The sequence below is a fragment of the Chromatocurvus halotolerans genome (assembly GCF_004340525.1).
In the GTDB taxonomy this organism is placed as follows: Bacteria; Pseudomonadota; Gammaproteobacteria; order Pseudomonadales; family Halieaceae; genus Chromatocurvus; species Chromatocurvus halotolerans.
This window is the reverse complement of record NZ_SLWX01000007.1, coordinates 51,817-76,335: the sequence shown is the minus strand read 5'-3', so window position 1 is coordinate 76,335 and position 24,519 is coordinate 51,817. Positions and strand designations below refer to the sequence as shown.

Here is a 24,519-nt window from a genome sequence, read left to right as displayed (position 1 = left end):
TTTGCCCTATTTTGACTTTGCCAGGCCCAGCACACGCTCGCCAAGGATATTGCGCTGCACCTCGCTGGTGCCGGCGGCGATCGTCATGCCGAAGGAATTCATGTACGCCAGCGGCCACTGCCCCCTGTCCGGCGCGTGCTCGTCTGCCATGTACAGCGTGGCAGCGGCACCAGCCACCTCGAGCGCGACCCGCGCCGTATCCTGCCCGAGTTCGCTGGCAAGCAGCTTGTTCTGCAGCGGCAGACGCATGGGGTGATCCAGAAGGGCCGGCACCCGCGCGCGCCGCTGGTTCTCCTTGAGGGCCTCCTCCCGGATCACCTGCTGCATCATGCGATCGCGCAGCACAGGGTCATCCGCCGCCGTACCGGCGCCCCGCGGCGTCTTGCGGGCGAGTTCCAGCAGGCTCCGCGCCGTCGCCGAGTGCGACTCCCGGGATTTGAGCCCGCCAGCCCGCGGCGCCTGCAGCTCACCGGCGCCCCGCTCGTGCAACAGTGTCGTCATGGCCACCTGCCAGCCCTTGCCGAGTTCGTCCAGCCGGTAGCGATCATCAACCTCCAGCCCGTCGAAGATCACCTCGTTGAAACCGGTCTCACCGGTCATCTTGATCAGGGGCCGCACGCTGACGCCCTTGCCGAGGGCTGCGCGAATGGGCACCACGAAATAGGACAGCCCCTCGTACTTGTGGGACTTGTCGGTACGCAGCAGGATGATCATCCATTCGGCAAAGTGCGCCAGGGACGTCCATACCTTGTGGCCATTGATTACCCACCTGTCGCCCTTCGGCTCCGCAAAGGTCTGCACCGAGGCCAGGTCAGAGCCCGCGCCGGGCTCGCTGAAGCCCTGGCACCAGATGTCCTCGCCCGAGAACAGCCTCGGCAGCAGCTCTCGCTTTACGTCATCCCGGGCGTGGTGAAGAACGGTGGGCGCGGCCATGCCCAGGCCGATCACGTTGGGAAAGAAGGGCGTGCGCGCCGCCTGCATCTCCTCGTTGGCCACGCGCTGGCAGTCCTTGCGACCGCCGCCGCCAACCTCCACGGGGTAGTCGCAGCCGACCAGCCCGGCATCGTAGGCGGCTTTCTGCCAGGCCTGGAGGTAGTCAAGCTGATCCCGGGTCATGATTTCCAGGGGCGACTGCGGCAGGCGCACCGTGGGTTCACCGGGATGATGGTCAGCCAGCCAATCGCGGCAGTAGCTGCGAAATTCCGCCTGCTCCGCGCTGTCTCGTTTTCCGCTGTCACTCATGAGTCACCCTCAATAAAACTGCTTGATCGCTCAATACCGAACCGAAGTGTGGTGTATTCGCGGCCGGCCCGCAATACGGAGGGCGCGCTCAGTAATGCGGGGGCGGCGGCTCCGCTGAGTTTTCCCCGGCGTCACCGTCCGGCTCGGAGCCTGCCAGAACTTCACGCAGCCTGGCCTCCAGGAGTCGCACATGGTGGCGCAGCTCGATCAGCTGCATCTGCTGTGCCGCCAGTGCGTCGTTCAGTGCGCGCACAGTCTCCGACTGGTAGGCCTGCTCGGTCTGCAGACGTTCAAGCTCAGCTCGCGTAAAATTCTCTGTGCTCATGTTTCCCACACCCTGACGTTGGCCACCGCAGCGTACACGCCTTGGCACCCTGCGCAAGCCGATGCGGACAGAAGAGGATTGCAGGAATGCCACGCAACAGCAGTCGCCCCGTTTATTCCACCGATGTCGGCAGACTCTGCCCCGGCTGCCGGGAAGCCGTACGCCAGTGCCGCTGTCGCGCCAGCGGCACTGGCCGCCCGCCGTCAGACGGGATTGTGCGCCTGCACCGGGAGAGCAAGGGACGCGGCGGCAAGGCCGTCACCATCATTCGGGGACTGCCCCTCGATGGGCAGGAACTCAAGGCGCTGGCAAAAAAACTCAAGCAGCGCTGTGGCGTCGGCGGCGCCGTGAAAGACGGCGCGGTGGAAATACAGGGCGACCAGCGCGAACTGCTGAAAACCCTGCTGTCTGACGAGGGCTACCAGGTCAGGATTGCCGGGGGCTGAATCGATCGTCCGGCAGGCATCCCCGGGGCGCCTCAGCGACTGCAGGCGCAAAGTCGCCGACCCTGCGCGAGCAGGCTGTCACTTCCCTCGTGATCGGGCCGCCCGGTCTCCCGCTGTTGCGTCGCCCGCCAGAGTGGCAGGTCCTCGGGACGATCAATATCCTCGCGCAGCGGCAGGAGTGTATGGGATACCCCACAGTGGCGCGCCCGGGCAAGCGTCTGCGCCATGACGTCACTGCTGCCCCAGCCGATGCCGTCGAAACAGGCAGGGTTGACGCGGGTGGCGCCCACCAGGACATAACCGCCATCCGTGGCGGGCCCCCAGACCATGTCGTGATCATCCAGTGATCGGGCCGCCGCACGAAGATAGCCGGTATCGAGTCCCGGACAGTCACTGCCGACCAGCATCACTTTTCTAAACCGGCAAAGGCCGTCCTGCAGCGCATTCAGCATGCGCTCACCGAGATCTGCTCCGCGCTGCAAATGCAGCCCCATGCCGTAATGCGACGCCAAGCGTGACAGCCACGGATGCGCGACATCCCCGGTCACCCACAGCTCGCGGGCGCCCGTCGACAAACGCGCCAGCTGGGTCGCCGTATAAACGAGCAATTCACAGTGCAGTGCACAGGCCTCCTGCGGATCCAGAGCAGGGTGCATGCGCGTCTTTACGCTGCCTGCCTGCGGCGCGCGGGCGAACTGAATGTACAGACACGCATCTTTCTGCAGCCGCTCAGCGGTCATAGTAAATACGCCAGAGCGTCATTGGCGGTACGCCGCAGACGTAGAGGAAACGCAGCCACCACATGGTCAGCACCGTGCGCAGGATACCGTTTTCTTCCCAGCGCCGGCTCGAGGTACACACCACGGCGTCCAGTATGAGAGGTCCGGCAACGCGGCGCAGGCGCTTGCAGATGTCAACGTCCTCCATCAGCGGCAGCGACGCGAAGCCCTGCACTCTCTGAAACAGCTCCCGGGAAACAAACAGCAGCTGATCACCGGTGGCAACCCGGGTCCATCGTGAGCGAAGGTTCATGCCACGCTCTACAAGGCGCAGACCGCGGTGTGGGCCACTCAGCCGGACGCGACAGAACCCCCAGCCCGGCGAACGCGACATCGCCTGCTGCAGCTGTGGCAGGGAAAAACAGGGCCGGGTATCTGCGTGGAGGAAAAACAGATAGCTGCCCCTTGCACAGGCAGCGCCGAGATTCATCTGCGCGGCTCTACCCGGGGCGCCGAGCAATACCACATCCGCGACACCCAGGGCTTCTTCGATACTATGGTCTGAGCTTTCGCCGTCGACCACGATCAGCTCGCAGCCTGCGAAGCGGCTTTTCAGATCGGCAAGTAGAGGTCCGATGACCCCTGCCTCGTTACGCATGGGGATGATGAAGGAAAATGCGGGGATCATGTCTCAGTACAGCATCATGCGCTCCGCGGGGCGGAGCAGGTCCGGCATCTCGCCGCGCAGGTAACCGAACACCACGTTGTAGGCAAGCACCGCCTTCACGTAGTCGCGCGTCTCCCGATAGGGCAGCGTTTCGATCCAGATATCCACGGGCACCCGGTCGTCACCGCTATTGCGCCACGTTCGCGCGCGCCCGGGGCCGGCATTGTAGGCGGCAAGTGCGAGGGGACGATTGTCGTCAAAGCGGTCAAGCAGTTCGCGGTAGTAGGCGCTGCCGAGCCGAACATTGTGATCCACGTCATACAGCGACGTGCTCGGGGGTGCGCCGATCTTTCGCGACACCTGCCGGCCCGTCTGCGGCAGGAGCTGCATCAGGCCGCGGGCGTCCGCGGTGGAGCGTGCCATCGGAAAGAACGCGCTTTCACGCCGCGCTATCGACATGATTTCGGTGGTGCTCACGCCAACGGTCGCGGCCTGTGCCGCAAACACCTCGGGATAGGCCTCGGGAAATCGCAGACTGAGAGCATCGTTCGCCGACGCCATGTTGGCCGCATCAATTGCCAGATGGTGCCAGCCTTCATCCGCCGCCCACTGCGCCAGGCGTACCTGGTCTGCACTGCCTTCCCGGGCAAGCGCGTAGCGCCACTCCGCGTGTGCCAGCCAGGGCTCACTGAGCGCCTGCAGCTCGTTGACCCGCCGCACCCCGGGCAGTCGCAGGAAGGTTCTGTCCTCATCGGATGTCCGCTCCGGTGCCTGATTGCTGAGTTCATAGTCGACGCCCAGGGTATCGGCGGCAAGAAAGCCGTAGTAGTTTCGTTGCTGCGCCGCGGCGACAAAGCAGGCCTGCGCGCCAGTCTCATCGCCCGTCTCACGCAGTGCCCTGCCGCGCCAGTAGAGCCACAGGCTGGAATCCAGCGCCTCTGCGCTGAGTGCGGGCAGGGTCTGCAGCATTTCATCCCAACGCTGCTCGGCCAGCAGCCAGCGCAGCCGCATTTCCGTCAGTTGGTCATCCTCCCATCGAGGCAGGTTCTCCTCCAGCCAGGGCTCCGCAATCTCGATCCTGTCCAGCAGACTGCGAAACGCGATTCGCTTTTGCGTTTTGACGCGCTCTTCGCCGCCGGCATCGTCCGCCAACGGAGCCTTCTGCCAGAGCGTCAATGCCTTTTCCGGACTATAGGCCGCAAGACGCCGGATACCGAGATGGATGATATCGTCACGATAAGCGCTGTCCGGCAGGCCGGCAGTCACCGTGAGCACGGTATCGGGACGACGGTATACCGATTCCGCCCGCTCTACCCAGGGAGTCAGGGATGCGGTTGCCTGCTTGCCCACATAGGTCATCAGACCGCCCTGGCGCGCTTCAAAAGCGAGCTTGAGCCGGTTCCAGACATGCCTGTCTGTCAGGCCACCCGCGTCCATCCATGCCTTGAACAGCGGATCGCACTCTTTTGGCCGCGATTGCCCATGCACCCAGAGTTCGGTCGCTCCCTGCCAGGCCCGCAGCGCGTTGCCGGTGGCCAGCTGGGCGCGGAAATAGTAACACTGCAGCTCAATGTCATTGGGACTTTCGGGCATTACGGCAAGGTAGTCCTGCCACCGGCGCTCACGTCCCGCCCGCGACAGATAGGCCGCAAGAAAACGGTTCGCAAGCGGCGAATCCCGGCTGCGGTCCATGAATTGCCGGGCGTCCTGCACCGTTACCCGGGAGGACCCCGAGCGCAGACGAAAATAATCGAGGTACAGCGCCAGCGGGTAGTCATCGAGACGACTGCGCAACCGCTCGTAGTCTGTCCAGCGACCACGGTCAATGGCCTGCCGGGCCTCGCCATAGCTGGCGCGGTAATCCGACAGGGCACTGTCCTGCAAGGGCTGTGAAAACGCAGTGGGGCAGAGGGTGCCGACAGCGGCAAGCAGCGCGATGAGAGGTATCGCCCTTAGAGACAACAACGCAGACTCCTGTAGAGGCTTGGCAGGCAGTCTAGCACCGCGGCGCCCGAGTGCCTACGGGCGCCGGGTCAGTCACGGAAAGTGGTCCGCCTGGCAAGAGTCGAACTTGCGACCTACCGCTTAGGAGGCGGTTGCTCTATCCTGCTGAGCTACAGGCGGAAGTGTGAGACGCGGATTATTCCGCGACGACGCCGCGAACACAAGTTTTGCACTTGTCTTGCGCCTGGGTGGCCGCCATCAGCGCAAAGTGCCCGCGTCTTCCCTGCCGACTGCCCTTTTGCCAGCGGCGCGACGGTGCGATACTTCCCGCACAGCCATGGGATGCCACTATGTCCGATACAGACCTCGAAATTGCCCCCTATCTCGCCCTGATGGTCAAGAAAGACGGCGAGGACATGTACCTGCACACGGGCGCCAAGATCCTGATCAAGGGAGCCTTCGGCTTCGCCTGGATCGGCGAGAAGCTGGTGACCGGACAGGTTGATCGCATTTTCAGAACGCTCACCTCGGACCGCAAGATCATGGAGTTCGAGGAGCATGGCGAGGTGGATTTCAGCCTCGGCATCCCCAACCTGGGGCGCTTCCGGGGGTCTGCCTTCAAGCAGCGCGGCGAGACATCCCTGGTGTTCCGCTATGTGCACAACGACATACCGACCGTGGAGCAGCTCGGACTGCCGACGGTTCTCAACGACCTGGTGATGGAGAAGAACGGGCTTATCGTGGTGGTGGGCTCGACCGGGTCCGGCAAATCGACCAGCCTCGCGGCCATGATCGACCACCGCAACAGCAATGCCGCCGGCCACATCCTGACGCTGGAGGACCCGATCGAGTACCTGCACGCGCACAAGCGATCCGTCGTCGCCCAGCGCGAGATCGGTGTCGATACGGAAACCTACAACACGGGAATCCGCTCGGCCATGCGCTCAGCGCCCAACGTGATCCTGCTCGGTGAGATCCGCGACCACGAAACCATGGAGTACGCGCTGAAATTCGCCAACACCGGCCACCTGTGCCTGACCACGCTACACTCGAATAACGCGATCTCGGCAATAGAACGCATGATCACTTTCTTTCCGCCGGAGGATCAGGCCAACGAGGTCGCACGCATTGCCCAGAATCTGCGCGCCATCATTTCCCAGCGCCTGGTGCCCACCATCGCCGGCGGCAAGACCGCGGCCATGGAGGTACTGATCAATACCCCGCGCGTGCAGGACCTGATTTCGAAGCAGGACCTCGGTGAGCTGCGCGACACCATGGCCCAGGGTGGCAAGTACCAGATGCGCACCTACGACCAGGCCATGATCGAGCTTTATGAAAAGGGCAAGATCACTGCCGAGACAGCGATCGAGTTTGCCGAATCCAAGAACAATGTGTCGCTGCATATTCGCCTGAACAAGGGCGACAACTTCAACGACATCAATCTTCAGCTCGATGAGATCGACCGCTCGTAGGGAGCCGGCCGCGCTTTCAGTCCGCCGTGTCGCCCATCAGCAGGCAGATTTTGCCGAAATGCGCCTGTGACTCCTGGTGCCGGAAGGCGTCTGCCATCTGCGCCAGCGGGTAGTCGCTGTCAATGACCGGGTGCAGGTCGGCACTTTCGATGGCGGCAATCATGCCTTCCTGCATCGCCTGGCTGCCCACCGTAATGCCCGAGATGCGCGCATTCTTCTGGAACAGTTCCGCCAGCGGCACCTCCCCCGCTATCCCCGTCAGAACCCCGATCATGCAGATGCAGCCGCCGAAGGCGACCGCCTTGACCGACTGTCGCACGGTTGCCGGCCCGCCGACCTCCACCACCAGCGACACGCCCGCGCCGCCGGTCAGGCGTGCCGCCTCTTTACCCCAGTCGGGCTGCTCGCGGTAATTGATAACGTGTTCAGCACCCAGCGCGCGCAGGCGCTCGAGTTTTTCACTGGAGGACGAGGTGGCGATGACGCGGCAGCCCATGAGCCGGGCAAACTGCAGGGCAAACAGACTCACACCGCCGCTGCCCTGCACAAGTATCCAGTCGCCGGGCCGCAGCTGCGTCTCGACAGTCAGGGCGCGCCAGGCGGTGAGCGCGGCGCAGGGCAAGGTTGCGGCCTCGCGCAGCGTCAGGTTCGACGGAATCCGGCTGAATACCGACGCCGGCATGGTCACCGTGGAAGAAGCAAAGCCGTCAACGTGGTCGCCGGGCACGCCAAGCAGTCGGTGCATGCGCGCCGGGCCATCGACCCAGGCGGGAAAGAAGTGGCTCATCACGCGGTCGCCAACTGCGAAGCCGGTGACGCCGTCACCGACCGCGGTGACAACGCCGGCGCCATCCGACAACGGAATCCGACCCGGCTGCACCGGGAGCACACCGGTAACCACGACGTAATCGTGAAAGTTGAGCGAGCTGGCCGCCACGTCTACCTGAACGTCGCCGGGTCCCGGTTGCCGCGGCTCAGCAGGTTCCTTTACGAGGGTATCGAGACCTACCGGATTGCCGAGGCGTATCTGTTCATTCATGGGTTATCTCTCTGCTGGGCTGAGGACACATCACGACACCGTGATATGCAGGTTTTCGTAGGCTTCCCGGGCCAGTGTCTCGCGGAAATCCGGGTGCGCGATGGCTACCAGCGCGGCTGCCCGCTGGGACAGCGATCTGCCGCGCAGCTGGGCAACGCCGAACTCTGTCACCACGTAGTCGACCTGGGCACGGGTGGTCACGACCCCTGCCCCGGCCGCCAGCGTTGATACCAGGCGGGATGACTGGCCGCCCTGCGCCGTGCTGGGCAGCGCGATAATGCTCTTGCCGCGCTCCGAATAAGTGGCACCGAGCACAAAATCCACCTGACCTCCCACGCCGGAATAGATGCGGTGCCCGATGGAGTCGGCACAGACCTGGCCGGAAAGATCAATCTGGAGGGCACTGTTGATCGAGGTGACCCGCGGATTCTTGGCAATCACCGTAGGATTGTTGACGAATTCGATATCGAGAAAAGTCACCTCGGGGTTGTCGTGCACGTAGCCGTAAAGCTCGCTGCTACCCATGGCGAAACCGGTGACGGTGCGCCCGCGCGCCACTTTCTTCTGTGAATTGTCAATCACTCCGGCGTCGAGCAGTGGCAGGACGCCGTCGGAGAACATTTCCGTGTGAATACCGAGGCGGCTGTGGCCGCCCAGACAGCGCAACGCTGCATCCGGAATCGCCCCGATACCCATCTGCAGGCAGGCGCCATTTTCCACCAGACTGGCGACATTTGCGCCGATGCGGCTCTCTACCGCCGATGGCGGACGGCCACCGGAAGTAATCAGGGGTTCCCGGGATTCGAAGGCCGAATGGATATTGCGGACATTGATGAAGCTGTCACCGTGGGTGCGGGGCATGTCGGGATTGATGTGGGCAATGATTCTTCCAGCGACCTCACAGGCGGCCCGGGTCGCTTCGACAGAAATCCCGAGGGAGCAGTTGCCGTGATGGTCCGGCGGCGATACCTGGACCAGCGCCGTATCCACCCGTTGTTCACCCTTGCGAAACAGCTTGGGCAGTTCCGAAAGAAACATCGGCACGTAATCTGCCCGGCCGGCGTTGATGAGTTCCCGGGTGGCCTTGCCGGCGAAAAAACAGCGGTGCCGCACATGCCCTTCCATGGCAGGAACCGTCACGGATTCGGCGTGCTCCAGGTGCAGCTGCATGAGAGTAATGTTGCTGCGGGAAAGGGCGTGACTGGCCAGAGCATCGAGCAGCACCTTCGGGGTGGCGGCCATGGAATGGCACCAGACAAACTCATCGGAATCGATGGCGCTGACCGCTTCCTGCGCTGATTTTGCGTATATCACGCCCTGCATCCTGTCCGGCAAAGCCCGAGTGTATATAACCAGGGCTCCACGGTTCAATCAACGCAAGGCATTGGCCAGCAGTGCGCTATCAGGGATTGAGCTGCACCAGAGCCGCCGCGTACACCAGATGCGCGATGACAGCCACCAGCGTGAGACGCGTGCGCAGCGTGCGGTACCACCCGCCACGGGGCAGTGTGTTGAGCTCGTACCAGAGCTGCGCAAGGTGGCCAAGCATCAGCAGCAGGGACGCGATCAATGGCTGCGCCGTCAGAAAGCCCAGCACGGCAAAAATAACAACACCGTTACTGACCAGAAGGCGTGGCGTGCGGGCGCTCTCTGCATATCGCGGCGCAGACCCCCAGAGACTGCCGGCGAGAAAGCACAGTATCGCCAGGGAATACACCAGAAAGCCCTGCATGCAAAGCGCCTGCACGTAGCCCTGAAGCGCCCAGACACCGACAGCAAAGCCCAGAAACGGCAGCAATCCGGCATACCCCAGTGACTGCGCCAGGCGCGGTGGCAGGTTCATCGCAAAGCCCCCGACGACACCTCGGAGTGATCCACGCGGCGAATGACCAGCACGATCTCACCCACCCGGAACCCGAACTTGCGCATTACCGATTCGTTGAGCAAAGTGTTGCCATCGATAAGGTACATACGATCATCGATCTTTACATCAATGGTGCCATCCCCGTAAGGCACACGGAGCGTGTAATCGAGAAACATGGCATTGCCGGCAACCGTCACCGGTGACTCACCCACGACATCCCCGGCGGTGCCGATATACCTGCCCGGACCGTCGGGCCGCAGCGTCCAGACGCGCTGACTCTCTTCCCCATCGGAAAACACAAACTGCTCGTCCAGGGTGCCGACGCCGTCCCGCCAGGAGGCGTCGATCTCTGCAATGAAGCGACGCGTCACGCGGCCGCGGCGATCCTTCAGCATTCCGTGTGCGACCAGTTCACCGCTGAAGAATGCTTCAGGATCAAAGGTGGGTGTCTCGTCGCGGTAGTCCGAGACCGAGACAGTCGTGCATGCGCCAAGCGCCATGGTCATTGCGGCTGTCAGAAACAGGCGACGTACGCTTGACCCCATCACGGCACGAACACCTTCGACTGCCTGCATCAGGTTCATCACCTGCACCTCCTTCGCTCGTAATTCCCCGATTGAATCCCGTATTCTGGCACAAAAAAAAGCCCGACCGAGTGATTGGCCGGGCGAACGACCATCAGGGGGAAGAGATGGTCCGGGGAAGCAAACCAGACCGATGTCTGGTTCGGAGTAAGTTACGGTGTCAGGCGATCAGAGGATCACCACGCGGATATGCTTTTTCACACCGGATCTCTAACCCTGAGCTACAGCTGGAAGCTACTGCTCACCAGCCGCGTGCAGACGCGACTGGCATTGAACTGACGCAGCCGCGCCTGAACCAGTTCCTGGTCGGACTCGGGTATCCCAAACATCAAACCGTCAAAATACCCGACGGCCTTGGCATAGATCACATCGGCGGCATCATCCTCGAAGTCTGCCAGAGCCTGGTCAACCAGATCGTTGAAATCATTTTCAGAGAGGTACCCCAGGGAATCCTGCGCCATCACGCAGGCAACGGTTTTCGCAGCAGCGAACTCCTTGGGCCCGAGCGCGAGAGCCTGTGCACCGGAGGGCAGCAGCAGCGACAGCAGAACACCGCTGACGAAAAGAATTTTATGCATGTGGCAAGCTCCCGCGATCAATGCCCGAGACCATACACGAGGAAGGTGACATTTTTATGACAAACAGTGGTTCGAGTCCGAGTCGTAAACCTCTCGCCCTATGCAAAGAAAAGCCGTGCCCCGTTTCCGGGGCACGGCTTTCACAAGCGTTATCGCAAGCCCTAGTTGACGGTGCCGGGCAGTGTCCAGCCCTGCCACCAGACGTCGCTGCCGTCAGGGTTTACGGCCCCGATGAAGTCAGTTTCGTCCAGGAAGGCTTCGTCGGCGAGGCTTTCGGAGTAGATACCGTTGATCTCCGTCCAGCTGATCGGGGCACTCAGTTGCGCCTCGGACGCCTGCGACGCCAGATTATCGTCGAGATTCGCCTCTACCTGTGAGATCGTCGTGGCATCCAGCGTGTTGTTGCCGATGTTGCCGGTGCCAGCACCTCCAGCGCAGTCGGCAATCACGTTGTTCAGCACCAACGCTGTATTGATCAGGGCTTCGGAATCAGCACCCTGCACCTCAACACAGTTCTCGATCGTGCTGTTGCTGTCTGCGACCGTGAACACAACATTATGGAAGAATCCGCCGGACCCCGCCTTGAACACCAGCATTTCCTCTTCGTCGTCAGCAACGCCGTCGCCGATGATCGTGACGTTGGCAACGGTGGGCTTGGACAGCGGCTCGGGATTACCTTGTGTGTCCATCTCGAACGCGTTGCCCTGCACGGAGTCGTTCTGCTTGACGAGAATGTACTGAAGGTTGCCAACGAAACCCTCGTCCCAGTCAACAGAATCGTCCAGGTTACCCGTGAACACACCGTACTTGACGTCAACTTCGCCGCCATAGAACTCGATGCCGTCGTCAGAATTGTCATTGACCTGAATGTGATCGATCTGCGTGCCCTTGCCGACACTCATCAGCGAGATACCGTTGATCTCGTTGCCAACGGAGAACTCAAAGCCACCTTCGGTAACGATCACGTAGGACAGCGTGCCGCTGTCATCGCTCGGGTCAAAGCCTCCAGCGAAGCCGGATTCACCCTCGGAGTCAATATTGCATGTATCGACGCCGCACTGGTTGTGGCTGCCGAAGCCGTGCACGATCAAACCGCCCCACTCACCGCTGCCGTCGTAGCCTGGATCGTCAGAGCTGAAGATAATTGGTGCATCGGCAGTGCCGATGGCCTGAATCCGGCTTCCCCGAGTGATCAGAAGGTTGGCGAAAGTGCCTGTCGCACCTTTGACTTCGGTGCCTTCCTGAATCGTCAGGGTGACATTCTGAAGCGCGTTGCCGCTTGTCAGCTCACCGTCGGCACCGATCTCAGCGTTGCCGTTTCCGACGGTAACGCGGCCTTCCATCAGCCAGACGATGTCGTTGTCGAGCGTCCGGTTCTGGGAAATCTGTGCTGGCAGGGCGCAAACGTCGTTGCCGTCAGCGTCCCGCTGCTTGGCACCCGCCCAGTCAGGACAGTTCTGCGAAACACCTCCGGTATTGCCACCGGTTTCACCACCCGAGCCCCCTTCAGGGTTATTGTTGGTGGTGTTATTCGTGGGCGCGTCGATAACGATGTTCGACTCATCACCCTCGGAACACCCGTAAAGGCCGCCGAGGGCGCCCAGGATTGCTGTTGCCAGCACCGTTTTTCTGATCATCAGTCTCTCTCCCAGAGGTTTGTTGCCAGAGTTTGTCACGCCAGTCGCGTGTCAGTTCAAAAAACCCAATCCACACCGAGCTGAAACTCGACGCCACGCTTGTAGCCGAGGAAGGTGTCCCCTGCCTGCGTAAATTCAACATCATCGTTCAGCAGGTTGTTGATCTTCGCTCGCAGGGTGAAGCTCTCGCTCAGGTCATAGCGATAGATGAGATTGAGATCGAGCCGCGGCTCCTCAATCACGTCAGCATTGCCGAGAATGCCCACATCCTTGATTGACTCACCGTTCTGATTGAGCAGCATCGTGAGCTGGTGACCGCGGGCGAGGTCGTCGTAGCCCAGCACCAGGTTGAAGGTGTAGTCAGGCTGGCCCTGCAGCTTGCGGCTCTCCTCACCCGGGCGCTCTACTTCGGACTCAATGAGGCTTGCGTTGAGTGCCACGAAGAATGAACGGCTGTAATCCTCGCCGATCTGGAACTCCTTCTTGCCTTCTATCTCGATGCCGTACAGCTCTGCGGAATCCGCGTTGTCAAAGGTGCGTGAGTTGCCGGCAGTGCCGGAGGCAGGCTGCACGACACGCTCGATAGGCTTGTCCATGTCCTTGTAAAAAACCGCAGCGGACACGCTGTCCTCGTCGCTGAGGTACCACTCCCAGCGCATATCGACGTTGATGATGTCCGAGATTTCGAGGTTGGGATTACCCCGCACGCGGAAGTCGAACTCAGTATCAAAGAACGTGGCATTCGCCGCCTCCTTGAAGTCCGGCCGCGCCACCGTCTGTGAAACTGCGAAGCGAAGCTGCTGCGTATCGGAGTAAAGCCAGTTGAAACCCAGGCTTGGCAACAGGCTGTCTTCCTCAATAATCGACTGCACGGCGTCGCCCGCACCCTGCAGTGAAAAAGTATCAGTGGTCTGATTGTAATCCTCGTAACGCAGTCCGGCGATGAACTGGTAGCGACCATTCAGCATGTGGTCATAAGCCAGATAGGCGCTGTTGTATTCCAGTTCCGCTTCATAGCTGTCACTGGCCAGGGTCTTGTCCTGAAAAGCGAAGCCGTTGTTGGGATCACCGGTAATTGTCTGCGGGGTTATGATCTCAGAGACCAGCACGTTGGGGGCAATCAGGTTGTCTACCAGTCCCTGGTTGATGTTAAAACCATAGGTATCGGAGTCAGAGTCGCGCTCCCGGTAGATGAGCTGGACGCCGGTCTCCAGCGTCGCGTAGGAGCTTCCATCGTCGAGCACGTCCCAGGACAGATCCGCAGAAAAATCGAGATTATCGTCAGTTAGTTCATCGTAGCGACGAACGATGGTATTCGGCTCCAGAAAGAAACCATCAAGCGGTATGTTCTGCTCATTATTCAGTTTTGAAAAATCAAAGCCCGCGATCAGCGACTCGGGAGCCGTCGTACCCTGGTTAGCGCTGAATACCACCTCACGACGATCGGGGGCATCCCGGCGCGCCTGGCTGGCGGTGATCTGCCAGTTGCCGGTAAGGGTACGGCTGTCGTTTATGAGATGTGAGCCGGTGAACTGCTGCGACAGATACTGCCGTTCCACCCAGTCGACCGTATGGAAAATCTGCGACTGGAACTCATCCCCCTCCCTGCCCACGGTGCGCACAACCTTGCTCTGCGTGCTGCGTGATACCAGCGTATTGGACTCGAAGGTGTGGTCACCGATATTCAGGCCAAGCGCCATCAGACCATTGACCTCGACATTGTTGGCGTTTTCCTGGAAGCGGAAGATGTCAAGCGTGTCACCGGATGGCGTGAAGGTGTTACGCACGCCATCGTCTTTCTGCGTCCAGGAGTTCTCGAAATTGACCGCAATGAAGGCGCCCATTTCGGCATCCTCAATGTAAAACAGATCGCCGTAGTTGGCACCGATGCGCACATCCGGGGACGCGGTGGCCATGCCGAGGTCCATGTCCTCACTGATCAGAAGCGCACCCGCCCTCTGCAGTTCCCGCTGGACGCTGTCGTTAAGATCGAAGCTCGCCCCCGTCGCGGTATCTGTCACCGTGCCCAGGCCAAGAATCTCGGAAATCCCGCGCACGCCGCCGGGCACCTCGCGCTTGCCTGCGTCCCAACCGATCAGATCGAATCCACCATTGTTCTCATCAGTGAAGGCATCTTCCCCGGTCAGCCCCTGAGTGCCTGTAACCCGGATGCTGAGCCCGCCCGATCGCTCATCGGGGAACGTCCGGGTATTGATCACCAGGTTTCCGCCCGTGCTTTCGCCTGGCATGCTCGCCAGAAATGTCTTCTTGATATCGAGCTGACTGACGAAATTGCTGGGGAAAAGATCCAGCGGAACCGTCCGCTTTGAGGGATCGGTGCTTGGCATAAATGCGCCGTTGAGTGTCGTCGCAATATAACGGCCACCCAGGCCGCGAATAAAGACAAACCGATTGTCCTGCACCGTCACGCTGGGTACACGCACCACCGACGAGGCAACATTGGTATCGGCAAATCGGGCAAGTGATTCGAGGTCGAGAGTGTCAACGATGTTGGACGAATCACGCTCGGACAGCCCGAAAGCCCCGGGATTGTAGGTCGCCACCACGGTGACCTCCTCCATTTGCAGCGACGGCAGGGAGACTCCAGAGGAAGGCAACTGAAGAGTGACCGCCCGCGTCACGTTGGACACGACGCGCACTGTCTCGGCAACAGTGTCGGCGCCATCACGCTCAATCGTCATCTCGTAACGACCGCGCGGAAGCTCAACATCGAAGCGTCCTTGCGCATCGGAATTCAGCACGATGTCCGTACCGCGAATGACGATACGCGCGCTGGGTACGCGGCTGCCGGCAGACGCCACAACGCCAGTCAGCGAGCCGGTCGGCGCGGCCCGACGCAACTCGCCCGACTCCGTCGGACTGTATGACTCGACAAAGTGATTCTCGCTACCGAGGTCGATAACGACATCAACCAGCTGTCCGCGCGCGGTATCGAAACGAAAACTGTAGAGCGTCGCGTCGCCGTCCTTGACCTGAAAGCTGTGTGCACCCGGCGTAAGGTCGAAGCTTGCCGACCCGTCGCGACGCACGGCTTTCGCAGTGGATCCGTCCAGAACCAGGGTAACGTCAGTCGCGGGAGCGTCCCCATCAAAGGTATAAACGATCAGTTCACCAGCAGCTCGCGAAGGCAACGCCTGCAGCAGCAGAAGCAACAGCACAGCTCCACCCAGCCGATTCATGTACGCCTTGATCATGTCTGTTATGCCCCTGCTCTCGTTTCTGGTTGTATCTGGTCGCCGCCGGCGCCCGGACCGGCTGGCTTCCACGGAAAGCACCTTACTGACGATTTATGACGTGAATGTGACAACGTTGTTTTTTTATTGGAGTTTTTTTGCGTCGAGCACTCGAACCCATATTGGTACCGAGCTGGCCAGGACGGCCTTCGAAGACCGACCACTGGCGTCGTCACGAAATCTTCACCAAACTGTTTTTTTTCTGAAACACGGCAGCCGCATCCTGTCAATGGACAACAGGAGGGCATCGCCATGATTCGACAGTCGAACACCCCCAACCCGGCAGAAAAACAGCGCCTGCGCGACGCGATCAACCGTCACGTCAATCAGTTTCTTGAGTGCGGCGGCAAGATACGGGTCATCGAGACGCCGCAGAAACGCAGCACGGAACGGCTTCTCAGTCCCTGGCACAGCGAACACGAATTTGATGGCCTGCTGGATTGATGCGCACAACGGCAGGCACGCCAGTTCCCCACGCACGACCCACCCACAAGGACAAACCTGGCTATGCTGAACGTAGAGCATGCAATTGAAAGCCGGTATCCCGACCTCTTCAGACGTCACCGCCGGGTGGCAAAAACCCTGTCCCGATTCCTCGCCTATCTTTTCTTTGAATCGCGCTTTGAACGCTTCGCGCAGGACTATCCTCACCTGACCGGGTTCGACTTTGTCGAGCAGGTCCTGCGCACCTTCGATTTCAATATCCGGCTGACGGAAACAGAGCGTGCCCGTATTCCCTCGAGCGGCCGCGTTGTCATCGTGGCAAATCACCCCATCGGCTCGCTGGACGGGCTCGCCCTGCTGCATCTGGTGCGCGGCGTCAGACCGGACGTGAAGGTGGTTGCCAACGAGCTGCTCACATCCATCGGCCCGCTTCACAGCGTCCTCCTTCCCGTCACCAACATAGGCAATAAAGGAAGCTCGCGGGACAACCTGCGCGCCATACGCCGGCATCTCGAGTCTGAATGCGCGCTGATCATCTTCCCGGCCGGGGAAGTGTCGCGACTGGCGCCGAGCGGTGTCCGCGACGGTGTCTGGCAAAGCGGCTTTATCAAGCTTGCGGGCGCAACTCGCTCGCCGGTGCTGCCCATCCACGTTGCCGGACGCAACTCGCTGTTCTTTTACAGCCTGTCCATGCTGGCGCGACCGCTGTCCACGCTGTGGCTGGTCAGGGAAATGTTCAAGCAGAGCCACAACACGGTGGACGCCCGCATCGGCCGGCCGATACCCCATGAAATATACAGTGCCAGCGGCTTTGCCCCGGCGCAGCTGGCACGCATGTTCCGCAAACATGTCTACCGGCTGGGTAGCGGTGGCAAGCCGGTATTCCGCTCGGTCGAAACGGTGGCGCCTGCAGAGAACCGCCAGCTCCTGCAGCAGGAGCTTGGCAGCAGCGAGCATCTCGGCAGTACACCGGACGGAAAGACGCTGTATCTCGTTGACTACAACGCGTCCCCCTGTGTGATGCGCGAACTCGGTCGCCTGCGTGAGTACACCTTTCGCAGCATCGGTGAGGGCACGGGGCAGCCACGGGATATCGACCGCTACGATGTCGACTACGTCCACCTGGTTCTCTGGGACCCGGACGAGCGCGAGATAGCCGGCGCCTATCGCCTTGCCGATGCCGGCAGGCTGATCGACAGCCGCGGCATTACCGCGCTCTACTCGAGCACCCTGTTCCACTTTCCGGATACCGTTCTGCCGCAGCTGCGACAGGGACTGGAGCTGGGTCGCAGCTTTGTGCAGCCCCGCTACCAGAGCCGCCACAGCCTCGACTACCTGTGGTGGGGAATCGGCGCCTTCCTCAAGCGCAACCCCGGATATCGCTACCTGTTCGGGCCCGCGTCGATCAGCCGGCACTATGGCAGCGACGGCACCGCCCTTCTCACCGGATACTACGGCCACTATTTTGCCGCGCCTGAACTGGGCATCCGCGCGCGCAACCCGCTTCAACTCACCGACGAGAGCATGGCGAAAGCCCGCGAGGGGTTCCTCGGCGATGACCCGGAGACGGATTTCCGCACACTCCGGACCCGCCTGGCCGCGCATGGCCTCCCGGTACCCACCCTGTACAAGCACTACGCACAGGCGATGTGCCCCGGCGGCGTGACCTTCAGCGCGTTCAACGTCGATTCCGATTTCGGCGACTGCGTGGACAGCTTTGTCCTCGCCGACCTCGAGCAACTGACCCCGCGCAAGCGGCAACGCTACCTGAATTGAAGGAGGCGCCATGCAGGCCCTGCCGGTAGATGGAAACCTGGAATGCCAGACCGTGTGGCTATCGGACGTGCACCTTGGCAGCGTGCACTGCAAGGCGGAGGCGCTGCTGGCGTTTCTCGACCGCCTGCGCTGTGAGCGCATTTACCTCGTGGGCGACATTATCGACCTGTGGGCAATGCAGCGACGGGTACACTGGCCCGAGAGCCATAACCGCGTCATGCGCAAGCTGCTGAAGCTTTCCCGGCAGGGGGTGCGCATTACCTACATACCGGGCAATCACGACCAGACCCTGCGCGACTTCTGTGGCAGCCGCTTCGGCAACATCCGGGTGCGACGCCAGGCCATTCACACCACCTCAGCCGGCCTGCGGCTGCTGGTCACCCACGGCGACGAGCTGGATTATGCGGTACGTTACAGCCGTCTCAATCGCATTGTCGGTGATGCCGGCTACGACCTGCTCATGTGGGTCAACCGGCATATCAACGAAGTTCGGGAGCGCGCCGGCAAGCCCTACTGGTCACTGGCGAAATGGGTAAAGGTGAATCTCTCCCAGGCTGACAGAGCCATACAGGCCTACCAGCATGCCGCGATCAACCTGGCGCGCAGCCGCGGTGTCGACGGCATTGTCTGTGGCCACCTGCATCACCCCGTGGTGCAGGATTACGACGGCACGCTGTACTGCAATGATGGCGACTGGGTGGAGAGCTGCTCGGCACTGATAGAGGACGCCGCCGGAGAGCTCTGCCTGGTGCGTGCACTGGCCCCCGCCGGCAACACCGACGAGCTGCTTATCGCGCGGGGGCCGACGGAAACGCGTCCGGGCTGCTCGACAGGCGGTACAGAAACAGCGCTGCCCGCTGCGACTGGGTGAGCAGCGTGTTGAGGTCCGCCGCTTCATCCACGGTGTGGCCGCCACTGCCCATCATGCCGATTCCATCGAGCGCCGCCCGAACATAGGGCGCCGTGAAAGAGACGTCGGCAGCACCCGCCAGCCGCGGGTTGACCGCCCGCACCTGCCCCAGCCCCAGCGCTTCACTGGCACCGCTGTAAAGCGCCAGCAAGCCCCGGTTGTTATCGGTGGGCGGCATGGGTGGGTAGCCCGGATCGAACACAAACTCTGCCTGCGTGCCGTTGAGATTATTGGAGGCTATCTCGCGCATGACGGCAACCGCCCGCTCGAGCTGTTGCGGTGACAAGGCGCGGATGCCGCCGGTCGCTACCGCGGTCTGGGCGATGACGTTGCCCTTGCCGAAGGCCTCGCCGCGGGTGTTCGCACTGTCGTGCCGGATATCTGTGCCCGCCATGACCAGCCCCGGGTTGAAGGTCAGATTTTCCTCCTCCGCAAGCGCTTCGCGCCAGGCATTGAGAATGCGTGCCATCTCGAAAGCCGCGCCATCACCGATATCCTCACGGAAAATCTGCGACGAATGTGCGGGGCGGCCCCGGGTGGAAAGCTGCCAGCTGCTGGAGCCGCGACGGGCAACGACGGCCGTCGCGGTGTCGCCGTCGCCATCCTCGAAGCCGATGGCATAGTCGGCCCATCTCGCAGCCTCCTCCAGCGCTGCATTGGCGACGCTGAGCGGCCGGCCACGGTCTTCCTCATCACCGGTAAGGACAGCGCGAACCTGCAGGCCATCCAGTAACCCCGCCTGCTGTAGCGCGCGCAGCGCCTCCAGCATGACCACGTTGCCGCCCTTCATGTCAGTGATGCCCGGCGCACGCACGCGCCCATCCTCGAGCACGGTCCATTCCTGAAAACCGGCATCCGCGGGGAATACGGTATCGAGGTGACCGATCAGCAAGACACGCGGGCCCTCGGAGCCGCCGCTGGCAACCAGGTGCCCTGCCCGATGAAACGCGGCACCATCGACCCATTCCGTGGCAAAGCCGATGTCACGGAACTCCGACGCCAGCAGCTCGCCGACCCGTTTCACGCCGTCAAGGTTCATGGTGCCGCTGTTGATCTCGACCGAGGCCCTGAGCAGCGCCACCGCCTCGGTGTGTCGTGCCGCGACGGCATCGACGATATCCTGTTCACGCGGGTCCAGCGAGGGGTTGGCGGCGGCGCTGACGACACAGGCACAGCCAAGGACCAGTGAAGCGACGCAGCGGGACAGTGGGTTCTTCATTGAAAGACCTCTAGCATGGAACGGTTTCTGGGACGGCAGTCTCACATGCCGGACACGGTCGTCAGCGTACCACCGCAGCGTATGCTGACGTAACATCGGGACCACGGGCGATGAGCCGCAGCACCAGGGTGAGTGGATTGGCGAGGGTGAAACGCAAGCCGGACATTGATGTCAGTGAACTGTTGCAGGGTTTGAGAGAGGTATTGCCGGCGCAGGCCGTGATTACCGATGAAGCGTCCCTGCGCGCCTGGGAGTGCGATGGCCTGCCGCTCTACTGCGAGCTGCCGCTGGCGGTGGTGATGCCGCGCGAGGCGGACGAGGTCGCCGCAGTCATGTCACTGTGTCACCGCCTCGACGTTCCGGTGGTCCCCCGGGGCTCCGGGACCGGCCTGTCCGCCGGCGCCATGCCGCACCCTGAAGGAATCGTAATCAGTCTGGCGGGGCTTGACCGCATTGTCGATACCGACCCCGCCAACCGCGTCGCCCGCGTGCAGCCGGGTGTCACCAATCTGTCGATCTCCGAGGCCGCGGCTGCCCATGGCCTGTTTTACGCGCCCGACCCCTCCTCCCAGATCGCCTGCTCCATTGGCGGCAACGTTGCCGAGAATGCCGGCGGCGTGCACTGCCTGAAATATGGCCTCACGGTGCATAACGTGACCGGCCTGACCCTGATCACCGCCGAGGGTGAGACGCTCACGCTCGGCGGCAGCGGCCTCGACACCCCGGGTCCGGACCTGCTGGCGCTGATGATCGGTTCCGAAGGCCTGCTGGGTGTTGTGGTGGAAATCACCGTGAAACTACTGCCCTTGCCGGCATCCGTCGCGGTGATCATGGCGGGCTTTGACACGGTGGCAGCGGCAGGCGATGCGGTAGGAGCGGTGATTGCCGCGGGAATACTGCCTGCCGGCCTCGAGATGATGGATGCCCTGGCCATCCAGGCAGCAGAGGATTTTGCCGGCGCCGGCTATCCGCGGGAGGCTGCAGCCCTGCTGCTGTGCGAGCTCGACGGCAGCGACGCAGAAGTCGCAGAACAGTGCGCCGCGGTCAGCGCCCTGCTGCACGACGCGGGGGCAAGCCACGTTGAGATGGCAACGGACAGCGCCACCCGGCAGCGGCTGTGGCGCGGCCGCAAGTCCGCGTTCCCCGCCGTTGGCCGCCTGTCGCCGGACTACTACTGCATGGACGGCACCATTCCGCGGCGGCACGTGGCGCAGATTCTTGCCGAGATCAGCGACATGGCCGGGCAAAGTGGCCTGCGCGTTGCCAATGTGTTTCACGCCGGGGACGGCAACCTGCACCCGCTGATCCTGTTTGATGCCAGCAAGCCCGACGAGATCCGCCGCGCCGAGGCCCTCGGTGCCCGTATTCTCGAGCGCAGCGTGGAACTCGGCGGCTGCATTACCGGCGAACATGGCGTCGGCCTGGAAAAACTGGCGCAGATGTCGGTGCAATTCAGTAACGCCGAGCTACTGCAGCTCGAAGCCATCAAGGTGGCATTCGACCCCTCGCTCAACCTCAATCCCGGCAAGGGCATTCCCGTGCTCAAGCGCTGCCAGGAATACCGTGCTCTGCCGCAGAGGCACCATCATGGCTGACTGTTCGAGTGAACTGCGCGACGCAGTCCTGGAGGCGATAGCGGTGCAATCCCCCCTGCGAATCGCCGGCGCGGGCAGCAAGGCCGGATACTTCGGGCGCGAGATCGAGGGCACGCCGCTGGACGTGACTGCCCACTGCGGCATCACCGACTACCAGCCGGATGAGCTGGTGATAAGCGCCCGCGCCGGCACGCCAATTGCGCAGATTCAAGCCGCACTTGCCGGGCAGGACCAGATGCTACCCGCCGAGTGCCCCCTGTTCGGCGGCGCCGCGACGCTTGGCGGCAGCGTTGCCTGCAATGCCTCGGGCCCGGGCCGCCCCTGGCGCGGCGCTCTGCGAGACAGTATTCTCGGGCTCGGACTCATTAATGGCCGCGGTGAGATCCTGCGCTATGGTGGCCAGGTCATGAAGAATGTGGCCGGTTACGACGTCAGCCGCCTGCAGGCTGGCGCCCAGGGCACCCTCGGCGTGATCACCGACGTCACACTGCGGGTCGTGCCGAAGCCGGCACGGGAAATCACGCTCGCTTACACGCTCCCGGCAGCGGCGGCCCTTGCGCGGATGGTCACACTGGCAGGGCTGCCCGGGCCCGTGAGCGGCGCCTGCTGGATCGGGAATACTCTGTATCTTCGCGCAAGCGGCACGGCCGCCGGCGTGGAGGACTTCCGTCGTCGCCAGGGTGGCGACCTGGTGAGTGACAAGGCGCCCTGGAAGGCGCTGGATACACTGGATAACGCCCCCTTTTCAGGGACGGCGCCCCTGTGGCGTCTCTCCGTGGCACCGTCCTCGCCGCTAAGCGGCGCAGAGCCAGACATGATCGACTGGGGCGGTGCTCTGCGGTTTTTCGCCGGCGGACACGACCCGGTGGCCATGCAAGACGCTGCCCTGGCGGCGGGCGGTCGCGCGCAGCTGTGGCGCGGCGGCGACCGCCACAGCGACGTCAACGGGCCGATGTCCAGCGTGGAGAAGAAGCTCCAGCAACGCCTCAAGGAGGCCCTGGACCCCGGCGGCATCTTCAATCCCGGCCGCCTTTTCAGCGATGGATAACAGGCGTTTCACATGCATGTAAAACTCCATGCCGATTTCGCGGGCAACGCCGCAGCGCAGGAAGCCGCTGCACTGACGAGTGCCTGCGTGCACTGCGGCTTCTGTCTGGCAACCTGCCCGACCTATCTTGACAACCGCGATGAGCGCGACAGTCCCCGCGGGCGAATCTATCTCATCAAGTCCCTGCTCGAAACCGGAAACGGCGACGCTGCCGTTGAAACCCACCTCGATCGCTGCCTGACCTGTCGCAGCTGCGAAACCACCTGCCCCTCGGGCGTGGCCTATGCCCGCATCGCCGATGCCGGGCGCCGCCTTGTGCATCACCGGGACAGCCGCCCGCTGGCGACGCGCACGCTGCGCTGGCTGCTGCGCCAGGTTGTGCCCCGCCCCGCCCTGTTCACCCCGCTGCTGCGGCTTGGCCAGGGTCTGCGCGGCGTCATGCCGCCGGCGCTGCGTGAGCACATTCCGCCTCGACAGCAGCGCCTGCCCCTGCCGTCGCGCAGTCTGCCCCGGCGCATGGTGCTGCTGCAGGGCTGCGTTCAGCGTGCCGCGACGCCGCGCACCAATGACGCGGCGCGCCGGGTGTTTGCGCGCCTGGGTATCGAGCTGGTCTATGCCAGGGGTGAAACCTGCTGCGGCGCCGTCAATCACCACCTCGGGGCCCACGACGCGGCGCTGACCGATCTGCGTCGAACAGTGGATGCCATCTGGCCGCACCTCGAGAACGGCGCAGAGGCGGTCATCAGCAGCGCGACAGGTTGCGGTGTGCAGATCGCCGACTGCGGGCGACTGCTCGCGGCAGACCCCGATTACGCCGACCGGGCGGCCCGGGTCAGCGACTTGACGCGGGACATCGCCGACGCCCTGGAGCAGGAGGCCATTGAGTCCCTGCCGCTGCGCCCCGCCCCCGGGTCCATCGCCGTGCATGTCCCCTGCAGCCAGCAGCACGGCATGCGCCAGCCGGGGAACGTCAGGCGACTCATGGCGCGCTGGGGCTACACGCTCGCGAAGACCCGCGATGATCATCTTTGCTGCGGCTCCGCGGGCACCTATTCCATTCTACAGCCCGCCACGAGCCGGCGCCTGCGTGACCGCAAGCTCGCCGCCCTGAAAATGGCGCATCCGGACAGGATCGTCACTGCCAACGTGGGCTGCCAGCTTCACCTGCAGGGGGCTGCCGGGGCCCCGGTCATGCACTGGATAGAGTGCATTGCCGAGGACCTTCAGGCAGACGACGCGCTGTCCGCAGGGCCCTCTGCCGCGCCGTCTTAAAACCCTCATAACCTAGATTAAATATAAGATAGACATTTTAACTATATGATATAAAGGGTTTTTATGCCCTTTTATACTTGTCAGGCTTAATGCCGACCCCGCTAGTAACCAAACGATAGTCGACAGCCTGCTCCCGGTCTGATTACATCGGCCATGTGGCAGGTCATGCTGCGGCTCGCCGGGTAGTCTCGTCCCGAGGCGGCCCCGCTTCAGCAGGCAGCACGACCCTCCCACATTCGTAGGTTTCGAATACGACCAGAGGCGACACTATGAAAAGACAAAAACGCGATATGGGCACACGGGCATTTGATCGCGGCTATCACGCCGGCGTTTCCGGACGCAGCATGGATATCTGTCCGCACGAGAACGAACAACAGCGAATGAACTGGCTATCGGGCTGGCGCGAGGGCAGATCCGACCAATGGGATGGCATGACCGGCGTCTCCGGCGTGCACCGCATACCGACCATCTGACATACAGCCGG

General features: G+C 62.4%; 22 protein-coding genes and 1 tRNA gene. 9 read left to right on the top strand and 14 right to left on the bottom strand.

Annotated elements, in window-relative coordinates; all coding sequences use genetic code 11:
- Window positions 1–6: 6 nt before the first annotated feature.
- Together EV688_RS09695 and EV688_RS09690 are read right to left on the bottom strand one after the other, a co-directional pair.
- On the bottom strand, window positions 7–1,242 hold the full coding sequence (locus tag EV688_RS09695) for an acyl-CoA dehydrogenase family protein (RefSeq protein WP_117317685.1): 1,236 nt from the start codon (window positions 1,240–1,242) through the stop codon (window positions 7–9).
- Window positions 1,243–1,330: 88 nt separating this feature from the next.
- Window positions 1,331–1,567 carry a SlyX family protein gene (locus EV688_RS09690; protein ID WP_117317684.1) on the bottom strand — a complete coding sequence of 79 codons (237 nt, stop codon included), beginning with the start codon at window positions 1,565–1,567 and terminating at the stop codon, window positions 1,331–1,333.
- Window positions 1,568–1,653: 86 nt separating this feature from the next.
- Between EV688_RS09690 and EV688_RS09685 the strand changes: the two genes are divergently transcribed.
- Complete coding sequence (locus tag EV688_RS09685) at window positions 1,654–2,013, top strand: translation initiation factor Sui1 (protein WP_117317682.1); 360 nt, start codon at window positions 1,654–1,656, stop codon at window positions 2,011–2,013.
- A gap of 32 nt (window positions 2,014–2,045) precedes the next feature.
- Here the strand turns inward: EV688_RS09685 and EV688_RS09680 are convergent, their stop codons facing one another.
- From EV688_RS09680 to EV688_RS09665, 4 genes are all read right to left on the bottom strand, one after another.
- Window positions 2,046–2,753 (bottom strand): TIGR04282 family arsenosugar biosynthesis glycosyltransferase, encoded by a 708-nt coding sequence (locus EV688_RS09680; protein WP_117317680.1) that lies wholly within the window; start codon window positions 2,751–2,753, stop codon window positions 2,046–2,048.
- Window positions 2,743–3,420, bottom strand: coding sequence for a TIGR04283 family arsenosugar biosynthesis glycosyltransferase (locus EV688_RS09675; RefSeq protein WP_205686625.1), 678 nt, complete (start codon window positions 3,418–3,420; stop codon window positions 2,743–2,745). Before EV688_RS09675 ends, EV688_RS09680 begins: the two co-directional genes overlap by 11 nt.
- A 3-nt stretch (window positions 3,421–3,423) precedes the next feature.
- Window positions 3,424–5,364, bottom strand: coding sequence for a transglycosylase SLT domain-containing protein (locus EV688_RS09670; protein ID WP_131917616.1), 1,941 nt, complete (start codon window positions 5,362–5,364; stop codon window positions 3,424–3,426).
- An 82-nt stretch (window positions 5,365–5,446) separates the two neighbouring features.
- Window positions 5,447–5,523, bottom strand: a tRNA-Arg gene (locus EV688_RS09665).
- 170 nt (window positions 5,524–5,693) lie between these two features.
- Here EV688_RS09665 and EV688_RS09660 point away from each other — a divergent pair.
- Window positions 5,694–6,815: a PilT/PilU family type 4a pilus ATPase gene (locus tag EV688_RS09660; protein ID WP_117317676.1), complete on the top strand. Its 1,122-nt coding sequence runs from the start codon at window positions 5,694–5,696 to the stop codon at window positions 6,813–6,815.
- 16 nt (window positions 6,816–6,831) lie between these two features.
- On the opposite strand, the gene EV688_RS09655 is transcribed toward EV688_RS09660, so the two are convergent.
- The 7 genes from EV688_RS09655 to EV688_RS09625 all read right to left on the bottom strand — a co-directional run bounded on the left by EV688_RS09655 (window position 6,832) and on the right by EV688_RS09625 (window position 15,732).
- Window positions 6,832–7,854, bottom strand: a complete 1,023-nt coding sequence (locus EV688_RS09655; RefSeq protein WP_117317674.1) for a zinc-dependent alcohol dehydrogenase family protein — start codon at window positions 7,852–7,854, stop codon at window positions 6,832–6,834.
- 30 nt (window positions 7,855–7,884) lie between these two features.
- Window positions 7,885–9,177 carry an acetyl-CoA hydrolase/transferase family protein gene (locus EV688_RS09650; protein ID WP_162883901.1) on the bottom strand — a complete coding sequence of 431 codons (1,293 nt, stop codon included), beginning with the start codon at window positions 9,175–9,177 and terminating at the stop codon, window positions 7,885–7,887.
- A gap of 79 nt (window positions 9,178–9,256) precedes the next feature.
- On the bottom strand, window positions 9,257–9,697 hold the full coding sequence (locus EV688_RS09645; RefSeq protein ID WP_240624349.1) for a DUF3429 domain-containing protein: 441 nt from the start codon (window positions 9,695–9,697) through the stop codon (window positions 9,257–9,259).
- On the bottom strand, window positions 9,694–10,302 hold the full coding sequence (locus EV688_RS09640) for a DUF3833 domain-containing protein (protein WP_338065945.1): 609 nt from the start codon (window positions 10,300–10,302) through the stop codon (window positions 9,694–9,696). The genes EV688_RS09645 and EV688_RS09640 overlap by 4 nt, the downstream gene beginning before the upstream one ends.
- 221 nt (window positions 10,303–10,523) lie before the next feature.
- Window positions 10,524–10,880, bottom strand: a complete 357-nt coding sequence (locus EV688_RS09635; protein WP_117317672.1) for a hypothetical protein — start codon at window positions 10,878–10,880, stop codon at window positions 10,524–10,526.
- A gap of 161 nt (window positions 10,881–11,041) precedes the next feature.
- Window positions 11,042–12,517 (bottom strand): hypothetical protein, encoded by a 1,476-nt coding sequence (locus tag EV688_RS09630; protein ID WP_117317670.1) that lies wholly within the window; start codon window positions 12,515–12,517, stop codon window positions 11,042–11,044.
- Window positions 12,518–12,573: 56 nt separating this feature from the next.
- Window positions 12,574–15,732: a TonB-dependent receptor domain-containing protein gene (locus EV688_RS09625; RefSeq protein ID WP_240624348.1), complete on the bottom strand. Its 3,159-nt coding sequence runs from the start codon at window positions 15,730–15,732 to the stop codon at window positions 12,574–12,576.
- 291 nt (window positions 15,733–16,023) lie between these two features.
- Here EV688_RS09625 and EV688_RS09620 point away from each other — a divergent pair, with 291 nt between their 5' ends.
- The 3 genes from EV688_RS09620 to EV688_RS09610 all read left to right on the top strand — a co-directional run bounded on the left by EV688_RS09620 (window position 16,024) and on the right by EV688_RS09610 (window position 18,862).
- Window positions 16,024–16,215: a hypothetical protein gene (locus EV688_RS09620; protein WP_117317668.1), complete on the top strand. Its 192-nt coding sequence runs from the start codon at window positions 16,024–16,026 to the stop codon at window positions 16,213–16,215.
- A 63-nt stretch (window positions 16,216–16,278) separates the two neighbouring features.
- Entirely contained in the window at window positions 16,279–17,991 is a 1,713-nt protein-coding gene (olsF, locus tag EV688_RS09615; RefSeq protein WP_117317666.1) for a bifunctional ornithine lipid synthase OlsF, read from the top strand.
- 10 nt (window positions 17,992–18,001) lie between these two features.
- Window positions 18,002–18,862 (top strand): UDP-2,3-diacylglucosamine diphosphatase, encoded by an 861-nt coding sequence (locus tag EV688_RS09610; RefSeq protein WP_117317664.1) that lies wholly within the window; start codon window positions 18,002–18,004, stop codon window positions 18,860–18,862.
- Here EV688_RS09610 and EV688_RS09605 read toward each other — a convergent pair.
- Window positions 18,780–20,120: a M20/M25/M40 family metallo-hydrolase gene (locus tag EV688_RS09605; protein WP_117317662.1), complete on the bottom strand. Its 1,341-nt coding sequence runs from the start codon at window positions 20,118–20,120 to the stop codon at window positions 18,780–18,782. The genes EV688_RS09610 and EV688_RS09605 overlap by 83 nt on opposite strands.
- A gap of 110 nt (window positions 20,121–20,230) precedes the next feature.
- Here EV688_RS09605 and EV688_RS09600 point away from each other — a divergent pair, with 110 nt between their 5' ends.
- The 4 genes from EV688_RS09600 (at window position 20,231) to rmf (ending at window position 24,508) form a co-directional block, all read left to right on the top strand.
- On the top strand, window positions 20,231–21,715 hold the full coding sequence (locus EV688_RS09600; protein ID WP_117317660.1) for an FAD-linked oxidase C-terminal domain-containing protein: 1,485 nt from the start codon (window positions 20,231–20,233) through the stop codon (window positions 21,713–21,715).
- Window positions 21,708–22,763: a glycolate oxidase subunit GlcE gene (gene glcE / locus EV688_RS09595; protein ID WP_117317658.1), complete on the top strand. Its 1,056-nt coding sequence runs from the start codon at window positions 21,708–21,710 to the stop codon at window positions 22,761–22,763. Before EV688_RS09600 ends, glcE begins: the two co-directional genes overlap by 8 nt.
- 12 nt (window positions 22,764–22,775) lie before the next feature.
- Window positions 22,776–24,035 carry a glycolate oxidase subunit GlcF gene (glcF, locus tag EV688_RS09590; RefSeq protein WP_117317656.1) on the top strand — a complete coding sequence of 420 codons (1,260 nt, stop codon included), beginning with the start codon at window positions 22,776–22,778 and terminating at the stop codon, window positions 24,033–24,035.
- 269 nt (window positions 24,036–24,304) lie between these two features.
- A complete protein-coding gene (gene rmf, locus EV688_RS09585) occupies window positions 24,305–24,508 on the top strand; it encodes a ribosome modulation factor (protein WP_117317655.1) in 204 nt (67 codons plus the stop codon).
- Window positions 24,509–24,519: the final 11 nt, after the last annotated feature.